Annotated in this window: 12 protein-coding genes and 2 pseudogenes; 7 read left to right on the plus strand and 7 right to left on the minus strand. The window is 71.8% G+C overall.

The window, feature by feature from the left end; genetic code table 11:
* Positions 1 to 109: 109 nt before the first annotated feature.
* The 3 genes and pseudogenes from ACIBG6_RS36270 to ACIBG6_RS36280 form a co-directional block, all read right to left on the minus strand.
* Entirely contained in the window at positions 110 to 1,723 is a 1,614-nt protein-coding gene (locus ACIBG6_RS36270) for a GMC family oxidoreductase N-terminal domain-containing protein (protein WP_399227012.1), read from the minus strand.
* Positions 1,720 to 2,019 (minus strand): annotated as a pseudogene (locus ACIBG6_RS36275) (DUF5987 family protein); the annotation flags it as partial. The gene ACIBG6_RS36270 and the pseudogene ACIBG6_RS36275, both read right to left, overlap by 4 nt.
* Positions 2,020 to 2,313: 294 nt before the next feature.
* A pseudogene (locus tag ACIBG6_RS36280) lies at positions 2,314 to 2,595 on the minus strand (DUF5987 family protein); the annotation flags it as partial.
* A gap of 293 nt (positions 2,596 to 2,888) precedes the next feature.
* On the opposite strand from ACIBG6_RS36280, the gene ACIBG6_RS36285 reads away from it, so the two are divergent.
* Positions 2,889 to 3,671 (plus strand): helix-turn-helix transcriptional regulator, encoded by a 783-nt coding sequence (locus ACIBG6_RS36285; RefSeq protein WP_399227013.1) that lies wholly within the window; start codon positions 2,889 to 2,891, stop codon positions 3,669 to 3,671.
* Positions 3,672 to 4,797: 1,126 nt separating this feature from the next.
* Here the strand turns inward: ACIBG6_RS36285 and ACIBG6_RS36290 are convergent.
* The 3 genes from ACIBG6_RS36290 to ACIBG6_RS36300 all read right to left on the minus strand — a co-directional run bounded on the left by ACIBG6_RS36290 (position 4,798) and on the right by ACIBG6_RS36300 (position 8,326).
* Complete coding sequence (locus tag ACIBG6_RS36290; RefSeq protein ID WP_399227119.1) at positions 4,798 to 6,066, minus strand: cytochrome P450; 1,269 nt, start codon at positions 6,064 to 6,066, stop codon at positions 4,798 to 4,800.
* Positions 6,067 to 6,161: 95 nt separating this feature from the next.
* On the minus strand, positions 6,162 to 7,289 hold the full coding sequence (locus tag ACIBG6_RS36295) for a DUF1702 family protein (RefSeq protein ID WP_399227014.1): 1,128 nt from the start codon (positions 7,287 to 7,289) through the stop codon (positions 6,162 to 6,164).
* 47 nt (positions 7,290 to 7,336) lie between these two features.
* On the minus strand, positions 7,337 to 8,326 hold the full coding sequence (locus ACIBG6_RS36300; RefSeq protein WP_399227015.1) for a DUF1702 family protein: 990 nt from the start codon (positions 8,324 to 8,326) through the stop codon (positions 7,337 to 7,339).
* Positions 8,327 to 8,505: 179 nt separating this feature from the next.
* Between ACIBG6_RS36300 and ACIBG6_RS36305 the strand changes: the two genes are divergently transcribed.
* The 6 genes from ACIBG6_RS36305 (at position 8,506) to ACIBG6_RS36330 (ending at position 20,433) form a co-directional block, all read left to right on the plus strand.
* Positions 8,506 to 9,312, plus strand: coding sequence for a TIGR03084 family metal-binding protein (locus ACIBG6_RS36305; RefSeq protein WP_399227016.1), 807 nt, complete (start codon positions 8,506 to 8,508; stop codon positions 9,310 to 9,312).
* A 1,151-nt stretch (positions 9,313 to 10,463) separates the two neighbouring features.
* Entirely contained in the window at positions 10,464 to 12,398 is a 1,935-nt protein-coding gene (locus ACIBG6_RS36310) for a CRTAC1 family protein (protein ID WP_399227017.1), read from the plus strand.
* Positions 12,395 to 13,402, plus strand: a complete 1,008-nt coding sequence (locus ACIBG6_RS36315; protein ID WP_399227018.1) for a hypothetical protein — start codon at positions 12,395 to 12,397, stop codon at positions 13,400 to 13,402. Before ACIBG6_RS36310 ends, ACIBG6_RS36315 begins: the two co-directional genes overlap by 4 nt.
* Positions 13,399 to 19,344: a type I polyketide synthase gene (locus ACIBG6_RS36320; RefSeq protein ID WP_399227019.1), complete on the plus strand. Its 5,946-nt coding sequence runs from the start codon at positions 13,399 to 13,401 to the stop codon at positions 19,342 to 19,344. Before ACIBG6_RS36315 ends, ACIBG6_RS36320 begins: the two co-directional genes overlap by 4 nt.
* A gap of 7 nt (positions 19,345 to 19,351) precedes the next feature.
* Positions 19,352 to 19,867: an acyl-CoA thioesterase gene (locus ACIBG6_RS36325; RefSeq protein ID WP_399227020.1), complete on the plus strand. Its 516-nt coding sequence runs from the start codon at positions 19,352 to 19,354 to the stop codon at positions 19,865 to 19,867.
* A gap of 5 nt (positions 19,868 to 19,872) precedes the next feature.
* Entirely contained in the window at positions 19,873 to 20,433 is a 561-nt protein-coding gene (locus ACIBG6_RS36330; protein ID WP_399227021.1) for a flavin reductase family protein, read from the plus strand.
* Positions 20,434 to 20,682: 249 nt separating this feature from the next.
* Here the strand turns inward: ACIBG6_RS36330 and ACIBG6_RS36335 are convergent, their stop codons facing one another.
* Positions 20,683 to 21,330 carry a TetR/AcrR family transcriptional regulator gene (locus ACIBG6_RS36335; protein ID WP_399227023.1) on the minus strand — a complete coding sequence of 216 codons (648 nt, stop codon included), beginning with the start codon at positions 21,328 to 21,330 and terminating at the stop codon, positions 20,683 to 20,685.
* Positions 21,331 to 21,378 lie beyond the last annotated feature (48 nt).

Here is a 21,378-nt window from a genome sequence, read left to right on the forward strand (position 1 = left end):
GACGTCAAGGTCCGATGAGACGAATGCCGGGTGGTCAAACTCCAATGAGTCTCGTCAAACTCCGGTGACACGGGGCAACCCTCAACGAATGAACCAAATGCGTTTCTGATCAATAGGTGGGTGTGGGTGCGCCGTAGGTGGTGGGGGTGCCTTGGTTGGTGAGGGTTTGGGTGATGTGGGGGATGGCGCGTTCGGCGAGGGCGCTGATGGTGAGGGCGGGGTTGACGGTGAGGGCGGCGGGGATGGCGGAGCCGTCGGTGACGTAGATGCCGGGGTGGCCGCGTAGTTCGTGTTGGTCGTTGAGGGCGCTGGTGTGGGGGTCGTCGCCGATGCGGCAGGAGGCGAGGGGGTGGACGGTGTAGGCGCCGACGACGTCGTTGGTCCAGGGGGTGACTTGGGCGAGGCCGTCGCGTTCGAGGATGTTTTTGACGACGGCGTCGGATTCGGTCCAGCCGCGGAGGGTGTTGGCGGTGGGGCGGTAGTGGATGGGGCCGTGGCCGAGCATTTGTTGGGAGATGCGGTGGGCGTTGCCGGTGGGGGGTGGGGGTCCGAAGGTGCCTTCGTTGTCGTCTTCGACCATGGTGAAGATGGTGAGCCAGGATTGCCATTGGCGGACGAGTTCGGTTTTTTGTGTGCCGAACCAGGTGGGTGCGCCGTTTGTGTTGTGGGCTTGGGCGAGGATGGTGCCGAAGCCGGGGGGGAAGTAGAGCTGTTCGAGGGAGAAGCGGGAGTGTTCGGGGAGGTTGCCGTCGAGGTTGTCCCAGCTGGCGACGACGGGGCCTTTGCCGATTTGGTTGGCGTGGTAGGCGGTGTTGTTGCCGCGGTCGAGGCCGAGGAGGTCGCGGGCGCGTTCTTCGTTGATGACGGCGGTGTTGAGGCGTTCGCCGTTGCCGGAGAAGTAGCGGCCGACGGCGTGGGGCATGGGGCCGAGGTCGGGTTCGGAGCGTTGGAGGATGACGGGGGTGGCGCCGGCGCCGGCGGCGAGGATGACGATTTTGGCGTCGATGGTGTGGTTGGTGGTGTGTTTGCGGTAGTCGGTGTCGTCGATGATGTTGTAGTGGACGCGGTAGCGGCCGTTGTCGGTGCGGCTGAGTTTTTGTACTTCGTGCAGGGGGCGTATCTCGGCGCCGTGGGCGGTTGCGGCGGGGAGGTAGTTGAGCAGGAGTGAGCGTTTGGCGTCGAAGCGGCAGCCGGCCATCATCCAGTTGCAGTTGGTGCATTTGGCGCGGTCGACGGCGGTGGGGACGGGGTTGGCGGTGCGTCCGGCGTGGTTGCAGGCGGCGGCGAAGAGGCCTCCGGCGTAGGTGACGTCGTCCCAGGTCTGGGTGGTGACGGGGAGGGATTCGCTGACTCTGTCGTACCAGGGGTCGAGGGTGTCGCGGGTGATGGAGGCGGGCCACATGCGTCGTCCGATGCTGCCGGTGCGTTCGAAGACGAAGCGTGGGGCGCGGGGCATGGCGGCGAAGTAGACGACGCTGCCGCCGCCGACGCAGTTGCCGCCGAGCAGGCTCATGCCGTCGCCGACGACGAAGTCGAAGATGCGGGTGTAGGAGGAGCCGAGGAGGAAGTCGTGTTCGAAGTCGGTGGATTCCAGCCAGGGGCCTCGTTCGAGGACGGTGACTTTCGCGCCGCCGGCGGCGAGGTGGTAGGCGGGGATGGCTCCGCCGAAGCCGCTTCCGACGATGACGACGTCGGTTTGTTCGGTGCGTTCGGTGGGGCTCATGCAAGGCTCCCGTTGTGCGTGGTGTCGGGGTGGAGGCGGGCGAGGGGCCGGCCGTAGGAGAAGGCGTCGAAGCGCCACAGTCCGTCGGCGCCGGGTGGGGCGAAGCCCATGGCGGCCAGGCCCGGGTGTCCGGCGGCGATCGCCTCGGTGGTGTGCAGGTGGGCGCCGGTGTCGAAGGCCATGTTGCTGAACAGGGCGAGGCTGACCCAGATGTCGCGCTCGGGATGGCCCGGCGCGGTCAGCACCGTCACCAGGCGGGTCCGCTCGGTGTAGGACAGGGCCACGAACGGCGGCAGCCCCGAACCGGCTTCGGAGCCGGGACCGGAACCGGTGTCCGGGCTGGTGCCGGGGCTGGTGTCGGCGGTGCCGGGGCCGATGTCGGTGCCCGGGCCAGTGCCTGTGCCTGTGCCAGTGCCTGTGCCAGTGCCAGTGCCAGTGCCAGTGTCGGTGCCCGGGCCAGTGCCTGTGCCTGTGCCCGGGCCAGTGCCTGTGCCTGTGCCGGAGGCCGGGCGGTCGGCGCCAGGGCCAGTGCCTGTGCCGGTGTTGGGGCTGGTGCCCGGGCTGGGGCTGGTGGTGGGGTGGAGTGCGTTTTGGTCGGTGTGGGCCTGGGCGTGGGCGTTGAGGGCGCGGGCGAACTCGTCCAGGGATTCGGACAGGCCGGTGGCCGGGTTCTGCAGGAGCTCAAGCGCGCCGGCCGCTACGGCGCCGGGGCCGTCTGTGGCGCCCGCGATCGCGAAGTCGTCCGGATTTCGCTTCTCGCCGGGGACTATCGTGTCGGCGAACGCCTCCAGAGTGCTGATTGTGTCCTGTTTAGGGCCTGGTTGATCCCGTCGCATCGCTGCTCCTTTTCGGCCTGCGGGACGCAAAAGCATCCATGGGCTGGTCGGAGGGGGAGGGAATGTTCATTGGGTGCTACTGATGTCGATTATCGACTGCCCGGGCGGCCCGCAGCATCTTTGTCATTGCGGTCGCAACGCCCCTGGCGGAATCCTGATGTATTCCCGCGGTGTGTATGCGGCAAACATGACGGGTACGCTTGATCGGAGCGTAGAGTGCCGTTAATAATACATTCGGCGAAGCTACTTCCGTTTGAGTGAGATGGTCGCTGCATGCGCCACGGCCCACGTTCTGGTACTCGGATTCTGGTCTCGACTACGGAGGAAGAATGGGTAGTGAAGGGTGTGCGGTCGCCGGCATCGAGAAGGCGGTGGAGCGGTCGATCGAGGAGATGAAACGAAGGCTCTCCGAGTCTCTGAGCATCGATGACATGGCACGCGTTGCCATGTACAGCAAGTTTCACTTCTCTCGGGAGTTCCACCGGATCACGGGCATCTCGCCTCGGCGGTTTCTCTCCGCTCTGCGGATCCAGGAAGCGAAGCGTCTCCTCCTTACCACCAGCATGACCGTCACCGAAATCAGCTGCACCGTCGGCTACAGCAGTGTCGGGACTTTCAGCTCGCGTTTCGCGAGCAGTGTCGGACTGTCGCCTTCGGTGTACCGCAGGGTGGGTGGTTTCGTGCGCAGGGTGGATGCCGCGAAAAAGGGTGAGACCGGTGGAGCGGTATGCGGTTCGGTGGGCGCTCCGGTCGCCTCCTATCCGGGCCTCATATTCCTTGGCTTGTTTCCCACTCGAATTCCCGAGGGGAAGCCCGTCAGCTGTGCGGTCTTAACCTGTCCCGGTCCTTTCGAATTACGGGACGTGCCCGTGGGGACGTGGTATCTCCTGGGGCACTCGGTGCCGGCCGTGGCGCATGAGGCGCTCACCGACAGCAGCCAGGCCGTTCATGTCGGGTCCGTCGGCCCGCTGGAGATCGCTCCCCGGGCGGCCCGTGTCCCGGTCGACTTCCGGCTGCGGGGGGCGAGCCCTCTCGACCCGCCCGTGCTGCTGGCCTTGCAGCGGGTACGGTCGGCCGCCTTCGAGGAAGGCCTCGTGCCGGCCGTCCGCTGACCGCACCGGGTGCGACGGGCCACCCACCCCGCCGCACCCGGCACCGCACCGCGCCCGGTACCGCACTGCACCCGGTTCCGCACTGCATCCGGTACCGCATCGCGCCCGGTTCCGCACTGCATCCGGTACCGCATCGCGCCCGGTACCGCATCGCGCCCGGTTCCGCATCGCATCCGGTTCCGCATCGCGCCCGGTTCCGCACTGCACCCGGCACTGCACCGCATCCGGTACCGCGCCCGACTCGGTACGGCATCGCGCCGCGCCCGGTACCGCGCCCGACTCGGTACGGCATCGCACCGCGCCCGGTACCGCACTGCATCGCACGCGGCACTGCACCCGACCCGGCACTGCATCGCAGTGCACTGCACCGCACCCGAGCCGGTACCGCACTGCACCCGGTACTACGCCCGGCACCCGGCACTGCACCGCATCCGGTACCGCGCCCGACCCGGTACGGCATCGCGCCGCGCCCGGTACCGCGCCCGACTCGGTACGGCATCGCACCGCGCCCGGTGCCGCATGGCACTGCATCCGGTACCGCAACCCGGGCGGGCGCCGCTCACCGTACGACTCCGCGGGTGAGGGCGTACCGGTGGCCTTCGCCGCGCGGACCGTCACCGTGCCGGCCAGGACCCGGGCCGACGTGCCGTTCGCCGTGACCGTCACCGCGGACACCCCACCCGGCGACCACCGGGGCACCGCGCGCGCCACGGCCGCCGGACGCGAGCTGCGCCCGGTACCGCGCCCGACCCGGTACCGCGCCCGACCCGGTACCGCGCCCGGCATCGCATCGCACGCGGCACCGCACTCCGCACTGCACGCGGCACCGCACCCCGCACTGCACTGCACGCGGCACTGCACCCGACCCGGCACCGCATCGCACCCGGCACTGCACCGCGCCCGGTACCGCACTCGACCCGGTACTGCACCGCACGCGGCACTGCACCCGGTACCGCACCGCGCCCGGTACCGCACTGCACCCGGTACCGCACCGCGCCCGGTACCGCACCCGACCCGGCACCGCGCCCGGTACCGCACGGCGCGGCACTGCATGCGGCACTGCATTTGCATCCGGTATCGCATCGCGCTGCGCTGCGTTGCGCGGCATGTCATCGCATCCCGCTGTTCATCGCAGCGTGCGGACGGTCACTTCGAGTCCGCCGCGCACCCCCAGTGACAGCATCGGTTCCGGGACGACTCGTTGCCCGGCTACCTTCTCCAAGGACACCTCCCGGCACAGCAGTGCCACGGCGAACACGGCTTCCATCAGTCCCAGGCTGCTGCCGACGCATACCCGTGGGCCCGCGCCGAAGGGGATGTGGGCGTACCGTGGGCGCTCGCCGCGTTGTCCGGGTGCGAACCGTTCGGGGATGAACTGCCCGGGCGCGTCCCAGAATTCGGGGTGACGGTGGAGGGTGTAGGGGCAGATCAGGACGTCCGCGCCGGCCGGGACGCGGTAGCCGCCGATCTCGTCGGCGGCCTGTGCCTGGCGGGGCAGGATCCACACCGGCGGATACAGCCGCATGACTTCCTCGACGACCATGGCCGTGTACGTCAGGCGGCGCAGGTCCTCGTACTGCGGGAGCCGGTCCTCGCCCAGGACCTCCAGCGCTTCCTTGCGTAGTTTTTCGCGGACTTCGGGGTGGCGGTCGATCAGGTAGCAGGTCCAGCCGAGTGTGGACGCGGTCGTCTCATGGCCGGCCAGCAGCAGGGTGATCAGTTCGTCCCGTAGTCGCCGCCGGCCGGTTGCCGGGTCGGGCTCTTCGCGTACGGAGGTGATCAGCCGGGAGAGGGCGTCGTCGCCCTGGCCGGTCCGGCCGCGTGCGATGCGTTGTGCCGCGAGTTGTTCCACTACCCGTTGCAGGCGTACCCGGGCCCGCCGAAAGCGCATCTGGTGGGGCAGCGGGATCCACATCGGCACCACGCCCATGGAGATCATCTCGAACATGGCCTGTTCCTGGACGGCCTCGAAGGCGTGACCGAGATCGTCGGAATCCTCCAGGCCGGTGTCCAGCAGCGTCCGGCCCAGCACGCCCAGCGTCAGGCCCGTCAGCTCCCGCGTCAGGTTCACCGGCCCGCGCCCCTCGAAGGTCCGCAGCCGTTTCACCAGCGCGGCGGCTTCCTCGGCGACCGCTCCGGCCTGCGCGGCGATCCTTCGGTGCTGGAACGCGGGCTGGATCACCTTGCGCTGCCGGCGCCACAGTTCACCCTCGCTGGTCAGCAGACCGTCCCCGAGAGCCCGCCGGGCCTGGGCCAGACCGATGCCCTTGTGGTAGTTCGCGGCGTTGTCCACGAGCACGTGCTTGGCGTAATCGGGATGGTTGAAGAAGTACAGCGTCTTCGGGCCGAGCGGCAGCCGTACCGCGTCGCCGTATCCGGCGGCGGCCGTCATCATCGCCAGCCGGTCCCCGGCCAGCTGCCGCAGCAGTGACGGCGCGGCACGCAGCGGCGGCGAGGGGAACACCCGCGGCGCCGCCGCCGGTACGCCGCTCACCGGCGTTCCGTCCCGGCGGTGATCCGCTCCGCGATGCTTCGGCGCCACACCTCGTACGCCGGCACCGACCCCACCCCCACCCCCACCGAACCCACCGACCCTGTCCCGGCCGGCCCCGTTCCGCCCGGTCCTGTTCCGGCCGGTCCTGTCGCGCCCGGCCCCGTTCCGCCTGGTCCTGTCCCGGCCGGTCCTGTTCCGCCCGGTCCTGTCGTGCCCGTTGCCGCCGCTGTTGTGGGTGGGCGGAGGTCCTGGGTGAGGCGGGCGGCGTCCTCAGGTTCCATTGCGCACAGCACGCGTGTCGCCACCCCTGTGTGCGGGACCATCAGCCCGGCGCGGACCCTTGTCTCCGCGGCGAACGCACTGCCCTGGGCCAGCGCGCCCTGGTGAGGCCCCGCGTGTTTCCACAGCGCCGCGAGTTCTTCCTCGTCGCAGCCTCCCGCGTACGTGGCGGCCAGCCCCACACCGCTGTACAGATCGGAATGCCGCTCGCGGGGGAAATCCTCGATCGTCGCGGCGACGACACCGGGGTCCGTACCGCACACGAACCACAGCGCACGCCCGATGCCCTGGTCGATCGCCCTACCGGTGTACTGCGGGAAGTCATGCGCCGGCCACGCGACGTGCTCATCGCGGTACTTCTGGCGCACGTACCGGTCGGTGCGGAAGTACGCCTGATGGAAGCCGTACCCGTCCAGCACCAGCCAGCGCAGCAACGGGTCCAGTACGTCGACATCCGCCCACCAGCGCCGTGGCAGCCGGCCCATCGACCAGCCGATCCCGACGTACACCATGTAGACGTGCGCGCCGCCCAGACCGGCCAGCAGCCGCTCGACACCGCCCTTGCCCCCGCCCGGTATGGCGTCCAGGACGGCGTACGCCATGCCCGCGCCTTCGTAGGCGAAGCCGCGGAACCGTTCCGGTATCGCCTCCAGGTGTGCCTCGGCCTCGGTCGTGGTGCGGGCGGCCATGGCGTGGCCGTACCCCTGGAGGAACCGGCCGCCGATCGTCTCGAGCAGCTGTGTGGCCTCGGGGGTCTTGTCGTGGAAGCCGCGGGTGTGAAGCAGGGTCTGGCTCACGCTGGGCGTCAGCAACCGGCGCCGCAGCCTGCCCATGGTGCTTGGCATGTCTCTCCCCTTTCGTCGGCTGGCTTTCTGGCTTGCGACCGAGGTCGTCACCGGCTCATGGCCCCTTCGGGCCGGAAGTGGGCGTGGACCGCACGCCGCCACTGCTCATAGGCCGGCACCGGCCCCGCGGCGTCATCGGTGACGGCGCTGTCGTCGGCGAGCTTGACCGCGGCCTGGACCGAAAGACCCGTCAGCGTACTCGCGGCGACGGCCGTGTGCCCGGGCACGTACCCGGCCAGATCGCGGGCGCGGATCGCGAACACCGCCCCCTGGGCCAGGTCGGGGGCATGGGCGCCGGCCAGGCGCCGCAGCGTGTCGAACTCCTGCGCCCCGCAGCCGCCGGCGAACGCGGCGGCGAGCCCCGCACCGCTCCACAGATCCGGCCGCCGGTGCCCGGCGAAGGAACGGATCGCCGCCTCCACCCGCTCGGGCCGGGCGCCGTGGATGAACCACAGGGCGCGGCCGATGCCCTGGTCGACAGCGCGGGGAAAGTAGTCGGGCGCGCCCTGCCAGGGGTAACTCGCCGGTACCCGCTGCTCGTCCACCCAGCGGCGGGTGTGGAAGAAGGCCAGGTCGAAGCCGTAGCCGTCCACCGCGAGCCAGCTCATCACCGGATGGAAAGGCTGCCCGGTCAGATCGGGCAGGACTTTCTTCCACAGGACGCGCGGCAGGCGCGCCATGGCGAAGCCGATACCGATGTAGGCGAGCAGGATGTGCGGGCGTCCGGGGCCGTCCAGCAGTTCCCGGGTGCGCTGCCCGCGGCCCATCACGTCCGTGATGGTGAACGCCATCGTGGCGCCCTCGTAGCCGAAGCCGCGCTGCTCGGCGTCCAGCAGCTCCAGCCGGTCGGCGACCTCCCGGGTGCCGCTCGCCTCCATGGCCCATTCGAAGCCGCACACCACGGCGCGCGGGACGTCCTGAAGACGGGCGGCGGCATGGCCGGTGGGCAGCGGGGCGAAGCCGCGCCGCGCGAACGACACCTCGGCCAGGTCGGGCGCCAGCACGATGCGCCTCAGCGATCTCAGAGCCTTCGCCACAATCGCCTCCACGAACGACCCGATGGTCGCACCATCATCGCCACCCTCGAAGGCCCATGGCTTCTCTGTGGTTGCGCCAGGGGCGGGCGGGACGCCGACAGCACGGGCAAAGAAGTAGCCCACGCCCCCCGCGCCGCAGACTGGGCCCGCGACAAGCCGCCCGGAGAGAGGAACGAGGCATGACACAGCACAACGATGTCCTCAGCGATCTGGTGGAAGAGGGCAACGCCCTGGACTCCTTGCTCGTGGATGCCGACGAGAGCCAGTGGGCGCGGCCGACACCGGCCGGGGGATGGACCATCCGGCACCAGATCGGCCACCTGGCCATGGTGTTCGCCATGGCCGAGAAAGCGGCGGCCGACCCCGCCGGGTTCACGGCGTTCACCGCCGCCATCACCAATTTCGACGAGGCCGTCAACAACGGCCTGAAGCCCTATCTGGCCCTGGACGGCCGACGGCTCCTGGACACCTGGCAGACCCAGCGCACCGCCACCGAACGCGCCCTTCACGCCGTGCCCCTGGAGCAGCTGGTGCCATGGCTGGTCCGCCCGATACCGGCGGCGGTGCTGGCGAAGGCGGGCATGATGGAAATGTTCGCGCACGGCCAGGACGTCGCCGACACCCTCCAACAAAAGCGCCAGTACACCGACCGGATCCGGCACGTCGCCGAATTCACCGCCCTCACCTGGGAGTTCGGCTACGAATCCCACGGCCTGCCGCAGCCCGGCAAGGGGTTCCGCTTCGACCTGACCGCCCCCTCCGGCGCCGTATGGACACTCGGCGATCCCGACGCCGAGCAGCGGATCACCGGCCCCGCCGTCGACCTGTGCCTGCTCGCGACCCGCCGCCGGCACCGCGACGACCTCGCGCTCACCGCGACCGGACCGGACGCCGACCAGTGGCTCGACATCGCCCAGGCCTACCGGGGCCCGTCCGGTCCCGGACGCAAGCCCGGCCAGTTCGCCCAGGCCGCGCACCGACCCTGACCCTGCCCGCAAACCGGCCGGTCCGTGGCACCCGAACACCAGCGCCACGAACCGGCCGCCCCCCGGCCAGTCGCCCCCTGGCTGGCCGACCCCCGGGGCGGCCGACCCTCGGGCCGACCGCCCCGGGGGTCGCCCCCTGGCTGGCCGACCCCCGGGGCGGCCGACCCTCGGGCCGACCGCCCCGCGGCACACAGCCGCCCGCCCCCACACCACGCCGCGCACAACCCGCCGGCCACCATCCCGGTGACCCCGGACCCCGGACCCCGGACCCCGGACCCCGGACCCCGGACCCCGGACCCCTAACCTCCCGGCACCCGGGGGAGGGGGCAGCCAGGCCAGGCACCGGACGGATTCCGGGCAACGCCCGGACACCGAAAACAACACACCCCGCCCCCAGGGATCCTCCTGCCGCAGCCGCAGCCGCAGCCGCAGCCGCAGCCGCAGCCGCAGCCGCAGCCGCAGCCGCGTTGCCACGCCGCACCGACAATCCGCCGCCGAGCTGCCACGCCCCGCCCCGGGGATTCTCCCGCCGCCGCCACACCGACGCGCCGCACCGGCCCCGGGGATCCTCCCGCCGCCACACCGCCGCGCCGCACCGCCAATCCGCCGCCGCCACGCCGCCGAGCTGCCGCGCCCGCCGCACAGTCGATCCGCTGCCGCACCGCCCCGCCACTCCGCCGCCGAGCCGCCACGCCACTCCGCCGCGCTGCCATGCCACACCGCCGCCGTACCGCCGCCCCGCCCGTTTCGAAAGCGGTGAGTTCCGTGAGCGGCCGGCCGTATTCGCCCGGCGCCCGGAAGAATCGTGTTCCGTCACCACCCGCGGCATCTCGCCCATAAGCGGCCCGCGTCAGCGAAAAGAAACGTGCCCGCGGCGGGCCCGAGCGTGAGCACCCAGCACTGGCCGAACGCTTTCCCGGCCACGCGCCCGCGGTGTCGTCCCGGCCTCGCCGGCTCTCCTGAAGTGCGAAGACCCCGGCTAGCAAGCCGGGAGATGCCCCTCGCCCGGCGAACCCGGATCGTATCCGTAGAACAATCCCGTGATTTGCACGCCGACCCTGACTTCCACAAGAGAGAGAGGGGGGAGCAGCATCGTGGCATACAGCCAGAAGATTCGCAGACTAGTGCCGGGACTGGTGACGGTTCTCGTCGTGACGTCGCTGTTCTTCGCGACCCAGGCATCAGTCGCTGTTCCTGACGGCACAAAGGTGGCCGCCGCCTACCGGTTCAAGGAAATGCCCATCGCCATGCCCCCGGGCTACGACCAACTGCCCAAGCGCACCGTGCGTACCGTCAACCCGGCCTACGAGAAGATCCGTTCCTGGATCTCGTCGGTGGGCGCGAGCATCGCGATCAACGACGTCGCCGGCAACGGCAGGGCGTCGGGGATGTGCATCGTCGACACCCGCACCGACGAGGTGACGGTCACGTACACGCCCACGGCGCACCCGGCCGACCGGTTCACGCCGTTCCTCCTCGACGCCTCGCCGCTGCCCGTGGACGACACCATGGCGCCCACCGGCTGCACCTTCGGGGACTTCAACGCCGACGGCCGCATGGACATCCTGGTCTCCTACTGGGGCCGCACCCCGATCCTCTTCCTGGCCCGCTCCGACGCCCGCACACCGGCGCTGAAGGCGTACGTGCCGCAGGAGTTGGTGCCCTCGCAGTCGCAGGACGGCCTCTACCACGGGCCGCGCTGGAACACCGACACGGTGCACGTGAGCGACCTGGACGGCGACGGCCACCCGGACATCGTCATCGGCAACTACTTCCCCGACTCCGACGTCCTGGACCCCCACGGCCTGAAGAACGTCGTGATGAACGACTCGCTGTCCCGGGCGAAGAACGCCGGCGGCGACCACGTGCTGCGCTGGACCTCGGCCACCACCGGCACCCGGCCCACCGCCACCTACACCGCCGAACCCAAGGCCATCCCGTACAACGCCGCGACCGGCTGGACCCTGGCCATCGCCGGCGCCGACCTGACCGGGGACGTGCTCCCGGAGCTGTACATCGCCAACGACTTCGGCAACGACCACCTGCTGTACAACCGCTCCCGCCCCGGCCAGATCCGCTTCACCGAGGCCCTCGGCAAGCGCACCGCCACCGCGCCGAAGTCGTTCGTGCTCGGCAGGGGATCGTTCAAGGGCATGGGCGTCGACTTCGGCGACCTGGACCGCACCGGCCGCTTCGACATGGTCGTCAGCAACATCACCTCCGCCTGGGGCCTGGAGGAGTCGAACTTCGTCTGGAAGAACCAGAGCCCCGACGAAGCGGACATGGACCGTCAACTCTCCGATGGTGTCGCCCCGTTCACGCAGGAGGCCCGCAAGTACGGGCTGGCGTGGACCGGCTGGAACTGGGACGTCAAGCTGGGCGACTTCACCAACTCCGGCCGCCAGGACGTCGTCCAGACCGACGGCTTCGTCAAGGGCAGCATCGACCGCTGGCCGTGGCTCCAGGAAATGGCCATGGCCAACGACGTCCTGCTGTCCAACCCCGACATGTGGCCCAACGTCCAGCCGGGCGACGACATCGCCGGCGACGACACCCTGGCCTTCTACGCCCGCACCGCCGACGGCACCTACGCCAACATCAGCGACACACTCGGCCTCGCCGTGCCCATTCCCACCCGGGCCATCGCCACCGGCGACACCACCGGGACCGGGGCCCTGGACTTCGCCGTCGCCCGCCAGTGGGGACCGCCCGTCTTCTACGCCAACACCGCCCCCCAGCGCGGCAACCACCTCACCCTGTCACTGCTGCGCCCCACCACAGCGGGGCAGGACACAGGCGGTCCCGGCGGTTCGCTGGCCGGCGCGGGCAGCCCCGCCTACAACGCCTCCGTGCGGGCCACCACACCCGACGGCACGGAGATCGCCCAGCTCGACGGCGGCAGCGGCCACGCCGGCTACCGCAGCTTCGACGTCCGCTTCGGCCTGGGCACCTACGACGGCCCCGTGACCGTGGAGCTGCGCTGGCGCGACGCGGACGGCACCGTCCACCAGCAGCAACGCCGCCTCGATCCCGGCTCCCACACCCTCATGCTCACCGGCGACGCCCAGGAGGTGCCGAGCACATGACCACCTCGGCCGCTCACCCCACCGCGCAACAACCAACACCGCACCCCGGTGCAGCGCCCCCGGCCAAAGCCAAACCGGACCCGCGCTACCTCGCCCTGCGCAACTTCGCCATCTCCATCAGCGTCTTCAACATCTTCGGCTACACCCTCCTCGGCTTCGAACAGCCCTGGCTCTGGCCCATCCTGGCCGTGCTCTGCGGATACACCACCGAGCTCACCCTGGAAATGATCAGCGCCTGGGCCTACAAGCGGGCCCCCCGCTTCCGCGGCCGGGGCGTGCGCGGCGTGTACGAGTTCCTGCTGCCCGCCCACATCACCTCGCTGGCCGTCTCCATGCTCACCTACGGCAACGACCTGTTCCTGCCGATCCTGTTCGGCGTGGTCGTCGGCGTCGGCGGCAAGCACGTCTTCCAGGCACCGATCGCCGGCCGCATGCGCCACTACATGAACCCGTCGAACTTCGGCATCACCGTCTCGCTGCTCTGCTTCGGCACCTGGTTCAGCATCGCCCCGCCGTACCAGTTCACCGAGCACGCCAACAACTTCTTCCGCGTCGCGATCCCGCTGATCATCGCCACCGCGGGAACCGTCATCAACGCCCTGCTGACCAAGCGCGTCGCGCTGATCGTCGGCTGGCTCGGCGGCTTCGCGATCCAGGGCGTGATCCGCCACTTCGTCTGGGACGTCGCGGTGTACTCCGCCGTCGGCGTCATGAGCGGCGTGGCGTTCGTCCTCTTCACCAACTACATGATCAGCGATCCGGGAACGACGCCGACCAAGGCACGCAACCAGTTCATGTTCGGCGCATCGGTCGCGATGGTCTACGGGGTGCTCATGGTCTTCAACGTCGTCTACACACTGTTCTTCGCCGTCACCATCGTCTGCGGCCTGCGCGGCGCCGGCTGGTGGGTGGCCCACCTGATCAAACGCCGACGCGAACAGGCCGCCGCCCAGACGCCGGCCGCGACGGGCGCCGCCACCGTGTCCGAGGCGGTGGCGGCATGAGCGGCCCACGCACCCGCATCGCCGTCGTCGGCATGGCCTGCCGCTACCCCGACGCCGACACCCCCGAACAGCTGTGGCAGAACGTCCTGGCCGGACGGCGCGCCTTCCGGCGCCTGCCCGACGAACGCATGCGCCACGAGGACTACTACTCGCCCGACCCCACCGCCCCCGACCGCCACTACGCACGCAAGGCCGCGGTCCTGGAAGGCTTCGAGTTCGACCGCGTCAGACACCGCATCGCCGGCAGCACCTTCCGCGCCACCGACATGACGCACTGGCTGGCCCTGGACACCGTCGCCGCCGCCCTCGACGACGCGGGATTCCCCGACGGCAGCGGACTGCCCGCCCCCACCACCGGCGCCGTCCTGGGCAACAGCCTCACCGGCGAGTTCAGCCGCGCCAACCTCATGCGGCTGCGCTGGCCCTACGTACGGCGCACCGTCGGCGCCGCACTGCGCGAGCAGGGCTGGGCCGATACGGAACTGGCCGAATTCCTCACCGGCCTGGAGCAGCGCTACAAGCAGCCCTTCCCGCCGATCGACGAGGACACCCTGGCCGGCGGCCTGGCCAACACCATCGCCGGACGCATCTGCAACCACTTCGACCTGGGCGGCGGCGGATTCACCGTCGACGGCGCCTGCTCCTCCTCCCTGCTGTCCGTCGCCACCGCCTGCAACGCGCTGACCTCCGGGCAGTGGGACGTGGCCATCGCCGGCGGCGTGGACCTGAGCATCGACCCCTTCGAAGTGATCGGCTTCGCCAAGACCGGCGCCCTGGCCACCGCGGACATGCGCGTCTACGACCGCGGCTCCAACGGATTCTGGCCCGGCGAGGGCTGCGGCGCCGTCGTCCTGATGCGCGACGACGACGCCCGCGCGCAGGGACGTTTCCGCTACGCGACCATCGCCGGCTGGGGCTGGTCCTCCGACGGCCGCGGCGGCATCACCCGACCCGAGGCGTCCGGCCACCGCCTCGCCCTGGAGCGGGCCTACGACACCGCCGGCTTCGGCCTGGACACCGTCGCCTACCTCGAGGGCCACGGCACCGGCACCGCCGTCGGCGACGCCACCGAACTGCGCGCCCTGTCCGAGGCCCGCCGCGCCGCCGACCCCACCGCACCGCCCGCAGCCCTCGGCACCATCAAGGGCAACATGGGACACACCAAGGCCGCGGCCGGCATCGCCGGACTCCTCAAAGCAGCGCTCGTGGTGCGCCACCAGATCATTCCCCCGGCCACCGGCCACCACGATCCCCACCCCGAACTCCTCGGCGACAACCCCGCCCTGCGCATCCCGCGAGAAGCCGAAGCATGGCCCGAGGGCGCCGCCCGGCGGGCCGGGGTCTCCTCGATGGGCTTCGGCGGCATCAACGCGCACATCGTCCTCGAGCACGCCGACGGAGTACGCCGCACCGCCCTGCCACGCTCCACCGTCCGCCTGGTCCGCTCCCGCCAGGACTGCGAACTCCTCCTCATCGACGCCGACACCACCACCGCCCTGCGCGACCGCCTGGCCCCGCTCGCCGACCTCGCCGGACACCTGTCCTACGCCGAACTCGGCGACCTGGCCGCCCAACTGGAAAGCGAACTCGACGGCGGCCAGGTCCGCGCCGCGATCGTCGCCTCCTCCCCGGAACAGGCCCAACAGCGCCTCACCGACCTCGCGGCCCGCCTCGACGACGGCGCCCGCACCCTCATGGACGTGGCCGCCGGACTCTTCCTCGGCCGCCGCGGCAGCGCACCGCCCCGGATCGGGTTCCTCTTCCCCGGCCAGGGAGCCGGCCGCCGCGGCGACGGAGGCGCCCTGCGCGCCCGCTTCGCCGCCGTCGACGAGCTCTACCGCGCCCAGGACCTGCCCGCCGGCGGCGACCAGGTCGCCACCGAAATCGCCCAGCCCAGGATCGTCACCGCCTCGGTCGCCGGACTGCGCGTCCTTGCCACCCTCGGCATCACGGCCACCTCCGCCGCCGGCCACAGCCTCGGCGAACTGACGGCCCTGCACTGGGCCGGCGCGATGGACGAGGCCGCACTCCTGCGCACCGCGGCGGCACGCGGCCGGGTGATGGCGGCGGCGAGCGACGGCGGAGGCGCGATGGCGAGCATCACCGCCCCGCCGGCGAGCGTCGAACCGCTCCTCGACGACGAACCCGTGGTGATCGCCGGCTACAACAGCCCCCACCAGACCGTGGTCTCCGGGCCCGCCGACGCGGTCGACCGGGTGAGCGCACGCGCCCTCGCCCAGGGCCTCGGCACGCAGCGCATCAACGTCAGCCACGCCTTCCACTCACCCGCCGTCGCCCCCGCCGCCCAGGCCTTCGCCGTACACCTGGCGCAGGAGAACCTCACGCCCCTCGAGCGGCGCGTGGTCTCGACGGTCACGGGCACAGTGCTGGCCCCCGACACCGACGTGGCGCGGCTGCTGACCCGGCAGGTCCTGGACCCCGTGCGGTTCACCCAGGCCGTCGCCGGGGTGGCCGCCGAGAGCGACCTGCTCCTCGAGGTCGGGCCCGGCCGCACCCTGTCCGGGCTCGCCGCGCAGACGGTGGACGTCCCGGTCATCGCGCTGGACACCGACAGCACCTCCCTGGCCGGCCTTTTCCACTCGGTCGCGGCGGCCTGGGTGCTCGGCGCCCCGGTGCGCCGAGCCGAACTCTTCCGCGACCGCTTCACCCGCCCCCTGCCGCTGACCAAGCAGTTCCGGTTCCTGGCCAGCCCGTGCGAGTCCGCGCCCGAGGAAGACCTGCCGGCGACGACGCACGTCCCCACCGCAACCGACCTCGCACGGCCGGCCATGGCGGGGCAGTACGCCGGCGGGGCGCCGGCCCCCGCCGACGGCGGCGCCACCAGCCTCGACATCCTGATGCGGCTCGCCGCGGCCCGCGCCGAACTGCCGCCCTCGGCCATCTCACCGGACACCAACCCGCTGGACGAGCTGCACCTCAGCTCGATCACCGTCGGCCAGATCATGAACGACGCCGCCCGCGAACTGGGCGTCGACGCCGTCGCCACCACCTCCGCGTTCGCCACCTCCACCCTCGCCGAACTGGCGGGCCTGCTCGACGAACTGTCCGGCACCGCCCTGCCCACCGACACCGACCGCCCCAGGGCCGCGGCCGGCGTCGCACCCTGGGTCCGCGCCTTCCGCCTCGACCTGACCGAGACCCCACAACCCCAGGCCCACCAGACCCAGGCCCAGGCCCAGGCCCACCAGACCCAGGCCCACCAGGCCGAGACGCACCGGGTCGGGGCGGACCGGGCGGCCGGCGCGCCCTGGGCGGTGTTCGCTCCCGACGGCCATCCGCTCGCCGCGCCGCTCGCGGCGGCCCTGGAGGAGGCGGGCCTCGGCACGGGTGTCCTGCTCTGCCTGCCCGCCGACTGCGACGACGAGCATGCCGCGCTGATGCTCGCCGCCGCCCGCGCCGCCCTGCACCCCACCGCGCCCGCCGCCCGGTTCGTCGCCGTCGGCGACCGGCGCGGAGCCGCCGCCCTGGCCAAGACACTCCACCTGGAGGCGCCCGCCACCGCCACCACCACCGTCACCCTCCCGCTCAACAGCCTGCCGCCGCTGGGCGAGCTGACCCGCCGCATCGTCGCCGACATCGCGGCCACCACCGGCTTCAGCGAGGTCCACTACGACGCCGCCGGCATCCGCCGGACCCCCGTCCTCACCCCCCTGCCACCCGCACCGCCCACCACCGCCCCCTCCCCGCTCAGTGCCGCCGACGTCCTGGTGGTCACCGGCGGAGGCAAGGGCATCACCGCCGAATGCGCCCTGTCCCTGGCCAGGGAATCGGGCTGCGCCATCGGCCTGATCGGCCGCTCCGACCCCGAGACCGACCGCGAACTGGCCGCCAACCTCGGCCGGATGGCCGCCTCCGGCATCCGCTTCCACTACGCCCGCGCCGACGTCACCTCGGCCGGCGACACCAAGGCCGCCGTCAACGAGATACGCGGACGCCTCGGCCCCGTCACCGCCGTCCTGCACGGCGCGGGACGCAACGAACCACGCGCGCTGGCCGACCTCGACGAGGCATCCTTCCGCCGCACCCTGGCCGTCAAGATCGCCGGCCTGGAAGCGGTCCTGGCCGCCGTCGACCCCGCGGACCTGCGCCTGGTCGTCGCCTTCGGCAGCATCATCGGCCGCGCCGGACTGCGCGGCGAGGCCGACTACGCCACCGCCAACGACTGGCTGACCGAGCGGATCGCACGGCTGCGCACCGACCTGCCGGGCTGCCGGTGCATCGCACTGGAGTGGTCGGTATGGTCCGGCGCCGGCATGGGCGAACGGCTCGGCGTCCTCGAATCCCTGATCAGGGAGGGCATCGAACCGATCCCCGCCGACGAGGGCGTCGCCATGCTCCGCCGCGTACTGGCCGACCCCGACCTGCCCGACACCCTGATCGTCATGGGCCGCGCCGGCGGCCTGCCCACCCTCACCCTCCAGGAGAGCGAACTGCCGCTGCTGCGGTTCGTCGACCGTGTCCAGGCCCACACCGGCGGCATCGAACTCGTCACCGACACCGACCTGTCCGCCGCCACCGACCCCTACCTCGCCGACCACCTCCTGGACGGCACCCTGCTCCTGCCCGCCGTGCTCGGCATGGAGGCCATGGCCCAGGCCGCCGCCGCCCTGACCGGACGCACGGGAAGCGACGCGGTCCCCGTCCTTGAGGACGCCGAGTTCCTGCGCCCCGTCGCGGTCCCGCCCGACGGCACGACCACCGTACGGGTGGCGGCCTTGGCCACCGGCCCCGACACCGTCGAAGCGGTCGTCCGCAGCAGCGAGACGGACTTCCGCGCCGACCACTTCCGCGCCGTCCTGCGCTACGGACCCCACCCCCGACCGCCACAGGGTCCGACACCACCCGAAGGCGTCGCCCCCGCACTGGACCCGGCGCGCGACCTGTACGGGCCGGTGCTCTTCCAGGGCGCCCGCTTCCAGCGCCTGACCGGCTACCGGCACCTGGCCGCCACCGCATGCGTCGCCGACATCTCCACCGCCCCGACCCAACCCTGGTTCGCCGGCTACCTGCCGCCCGACCTGGTCCTGGCCGACCCGGGCACCCGCGACGCCCTGATGCACTCCATCCAGGCCTGCGTACCGGACGCGACCCTGCTGCCGGTGGGCATCGAGCGCCTCCACCTCGCCGACCCGACCGCCGCCGACCGCACCGGCCCGGTCGTCCTGCACGCCGTCGAACGCTCCCGCGACGGCGACACCTACGTCTACGACCTCGACATCCGCGACGAACACGGCACGCTCACCGAGCGCTGGACAGGCCTGACCCTGCGCGCCGTACGCAAACTGGACGGCACCGGCCCCTGGGAACCCGCCCTGCTCGGCCCCTACCTCGAACGCCGCCTTGACGCGCTCCTGCCCGTCCCCGTACGCATCGCCGTCCACCCCGACCCCGACGGCGCCGACGGCGACGGCGACGGTGACGGCGCCAGGGACGTACGCCGTGCCCGCACCGCCCACGCCCTCGGCCAGGCACTCGGCCACCCCGTGACACTGCGGCACCGCCCCGACGGGCGGCCCGAGGTGGACGGCGGCCCGTACGTCTCCGCCTCCCACGGCGCCGCAGTGACCCTCGCGGTCGCGGGGGAGTGGCCGCTTGCCTGCGACGTGCAGCACGTCGAGGACCGCGGCCCCGAGGACTGGGAGGCACTGCTGGGCGCCGGCGGCCTCGCGCTCGCCCTGCTGATCGCCGCCGAACACGGCGAACAGCTCTCGCTCGCCGCGACCCGGGTATGGGGCGCCGTGGAATGCCTGCGCAAACGCGGCCGGGCACACGTCGAGCTGACCCTGGACAGCAGCGCCAAGACCCCCGACCGGTGGGTGGTACTGCGCTCCGGCACGGCCCAGATCGCCACCGCGGCGGCCCTGCTGCGCACCGCGCCGCACACGGCGGTGTTCGCCGTGCTGACAGAGAAGGAGGGGTGAGGCACCGATGGGCGAACAACGCCCCTACTACGAACTGCGCCACCTGGTCGGCTTCGAGGAGACCAACCTGGTGGGCAACGTCTACTACGTCAACTACGTACGCTGGCAGGGACGGTGCAGGGAGATGTTCCTCCACGACCGGGCCCCCGAGGTCCTCGACGACATCCGCGACGACCTGAAACTGTTCACCCTCTCGGTGGGCTGCGAGTTCTTCGCCGAGATCACCGCGTTCGACCGGCTCTCCATCCGCATGCGCCTGGAAGACCTGACACAGACCCAGATCGGCTTCACCTTCGACTACGTGCGACTGCGCGACGCACCGGACGGCGGCGACGGCCGGCCGGTCGCCGAGGACCTCGTCGCCCGCGGCCGCCAGCGAGTGGTCTGCATGCGCGGACCCAACACCGACACCCGGCCCGCCCGGGTACCTGAGGCGCTGCGCCGCGCGCTCGAACCGTACGCGCTCCCGGCCTCCGGCAACGCGCCCCCCGGGCCGCTCGCGGCGGCGGCGGGCGGGGGGTGAGGTCCATGGCCGACGGCTCCCCGGACGGCCGCCCGCACTCCGCCGGCGCCGACCAGACGCCCGCGCCACGGGCGGAGGACCGACGCGAACTGCGCGGCGTGCTCGGGTCCTTCGCGACCGGCATCACCGTCTTGACGGCCGGCCGGGAACTGCCGCGGGGCATGACGGCGAACTCCTTCACCTCCGTCTCCCTGGACCCCCCGCTCGTCCTGGTGTGCGTCGTGCGCACAGCGGCGCTGCACGACCTCGTCCTGGACGAGAAGGCCTTCGCCGTCTCCGTCCTGTCCGCCGACCAGGAGCACCTCGCGCGCCGGTTCGCCGACCGCGGACGACCGCGCGGCGCGCGGGAGTTCGAAGCGGTGGACACCGAGCCGGGCCGCCGTACCGGCGCCCCGATCCTGTCGGGCGCCGTGGCCTGGCTGGAATGCTCCCTGGAGGCGGTGTACGACGGCGGGGACCACTCGATCCTGCTCGGCTCCGTCCTCGACGCGGGCGGCGACCCGGGCACCGACGCCCTGCTGTTCTACCGGGGCGGATTCCACCGCCTGGCCCCCTCCACCGTCTGAGCCGACCCCCAGCACGACCAGCCGGGCCGCGGCCGCCGATCCAGGGCGACCGCGGCCCGGCCCGCGTGTCTCACCAGGCCCCGGCCGGCCCCGGCCCGGCCCGCGTGTCTCACCGGGCCCCGGCCGGCCCCGGCCCGGCCCGCGTGTCTCACCGGGCCCCTGGACCGCCGACGCCCCCTGGACCGCCGACGCTCCCTGGACCGCCCGGCCCTGGACCGCCCGGGCCCTCTGGATCGCCCGGCCCTGGGATCACCCGCCGTCGACGGGCGTGCCGATGCTCTCCAGTGAGCGCCGGGCCGCCGCCGGATCGTCTCCCGCGCCCACCAGCAGCCCGTGCACCTGGGCGGCGAAGCAGCGCTGCGCGTCGTAGGGCGCGATGAGGAAGCCGCCCAGTTCCAGCGTCACCAGCCCGTGCAGCGCGATCCACATCTGATGGGCCACCAGCCGCGGATCGCCCTCCTGGAAGCGGCCCGCCTCCATCGCCGCCTCCACCGCCCGGGCCACCGGTTCGAGGGTGTAGCGGCCGTGCTGCCGGTCCTCCTCGGTCAGGCTGAACCCGCCGAACCCCACCCCGCCGAACATCACCCCGTACAGGTGCGGGTGCTCCAGCGCGTTGCCGTGGTAGGCGAGTCCCAGCGCCGCGATGTCGGCCACCGGGTCACCGCTCGCACGGACCTCGCCCATCCGCCGGTCGAGCCGGGCGAACCCCTCGTGGACCATCGCCCGCACGAGGTCTTCCATCCCGCCGAAGTGGGTGTAGACGGCGGTCGTCGACGCGCCCACCGCGGAGGCGAGCCGGCGGGTCGTCAGTGCCTGCGGCCCCTCTTCGGCCAGCAGCCGTGCGGCGGCCTCGACGAGATCGGCCCTGAGCCTCGGATTCGCTTGACGCGGACTCACTCTTGACGCCCCTTCGGTCGTCCCCCACCATATACCAAAACGATGTTA

Source organism: Streptomyces sp. NPDC050842 (genome assembly GCF_044456565.1).
In the GTDB taxonomy this organism is placed as follows: domain Bacteria; phylum Actinomycetota; class Actinomycetes; order Streptomycetales; family Streptomycetaceae; genus Streptomyces.

What these genes read in the sequence shown, in the direction of transcription:
- ACIBG6_RS36270 (WP_399227012.1), bottom strand. Translation starts at nt 1,723, where the DNA reads ATGAGCCCCACCGAACGCACCGAACAAACCGACGTCGTCATCGTCGGA.
- ACIBG6_RS36285 (WP_399227013.1), top strand. Translation starts at nt 2,889, where the DNA reads ATGGGTAGTGAAGGGTGTGCGGTCGCCGGCATCGAGAAGGCGGTGGAG.
- ACIBG6_RS36290 (WP_399227119.1), bottom strand. Translation starts at nt 6,066, where the DNA reads ATGATGACGGCCGCCGCCGGATACGGCGACGCGGTACGGCTGCCGCTC.
- ACIBG6_RS36295 (WP_399227014.1), bottom strand. Translation starts at nt 7,289, where the DNA reads ATGCCAAGCACCATGGGCAGGCTGCGGCGCCGGTTGCTGACGCCCAGC.
- ACIBG6_RS36305 (WP_399227016.1), top strand. Translation starts at nt 8,506, where the DNA reads ATGACACAGCACAACGATGTCCTCAGCGATCTGGTGGAAGAGGGCAAC.
- ACIBG6_RS36315 (WP_399227018.1), top strand. Translation starts at nt 12,395, where the DNA reads ATGACCACCTCGGCCGCTCACCCCACCGCGCAACAACCAACACCGCAC.
- ACIBG6_RS36320 (WP_399227019.1), top strand. Translation starts at nt 13,399, where the DNA reads ATGAGCGGCCCACGCACCCGCATCGCCGTCGTCGGCATGGCCTGCCGC.
- ACIBG6_RS36325 (WP_399227020.1), top strand. Translation starts at nt 19,352, where the DNA reads ATGGGCGAACAACGCCCCTACTACGAACTGCGCCACCTGGTCGGCTTC.
- ACIBG6_RS36330 (WP_399227021.1), top strand. Translation starts at nt 19,873, where the DNA reads ATGGCCGACGGCTCCCCGGACGGCCGCCCGCACTCCGCCGGCGCCGAC.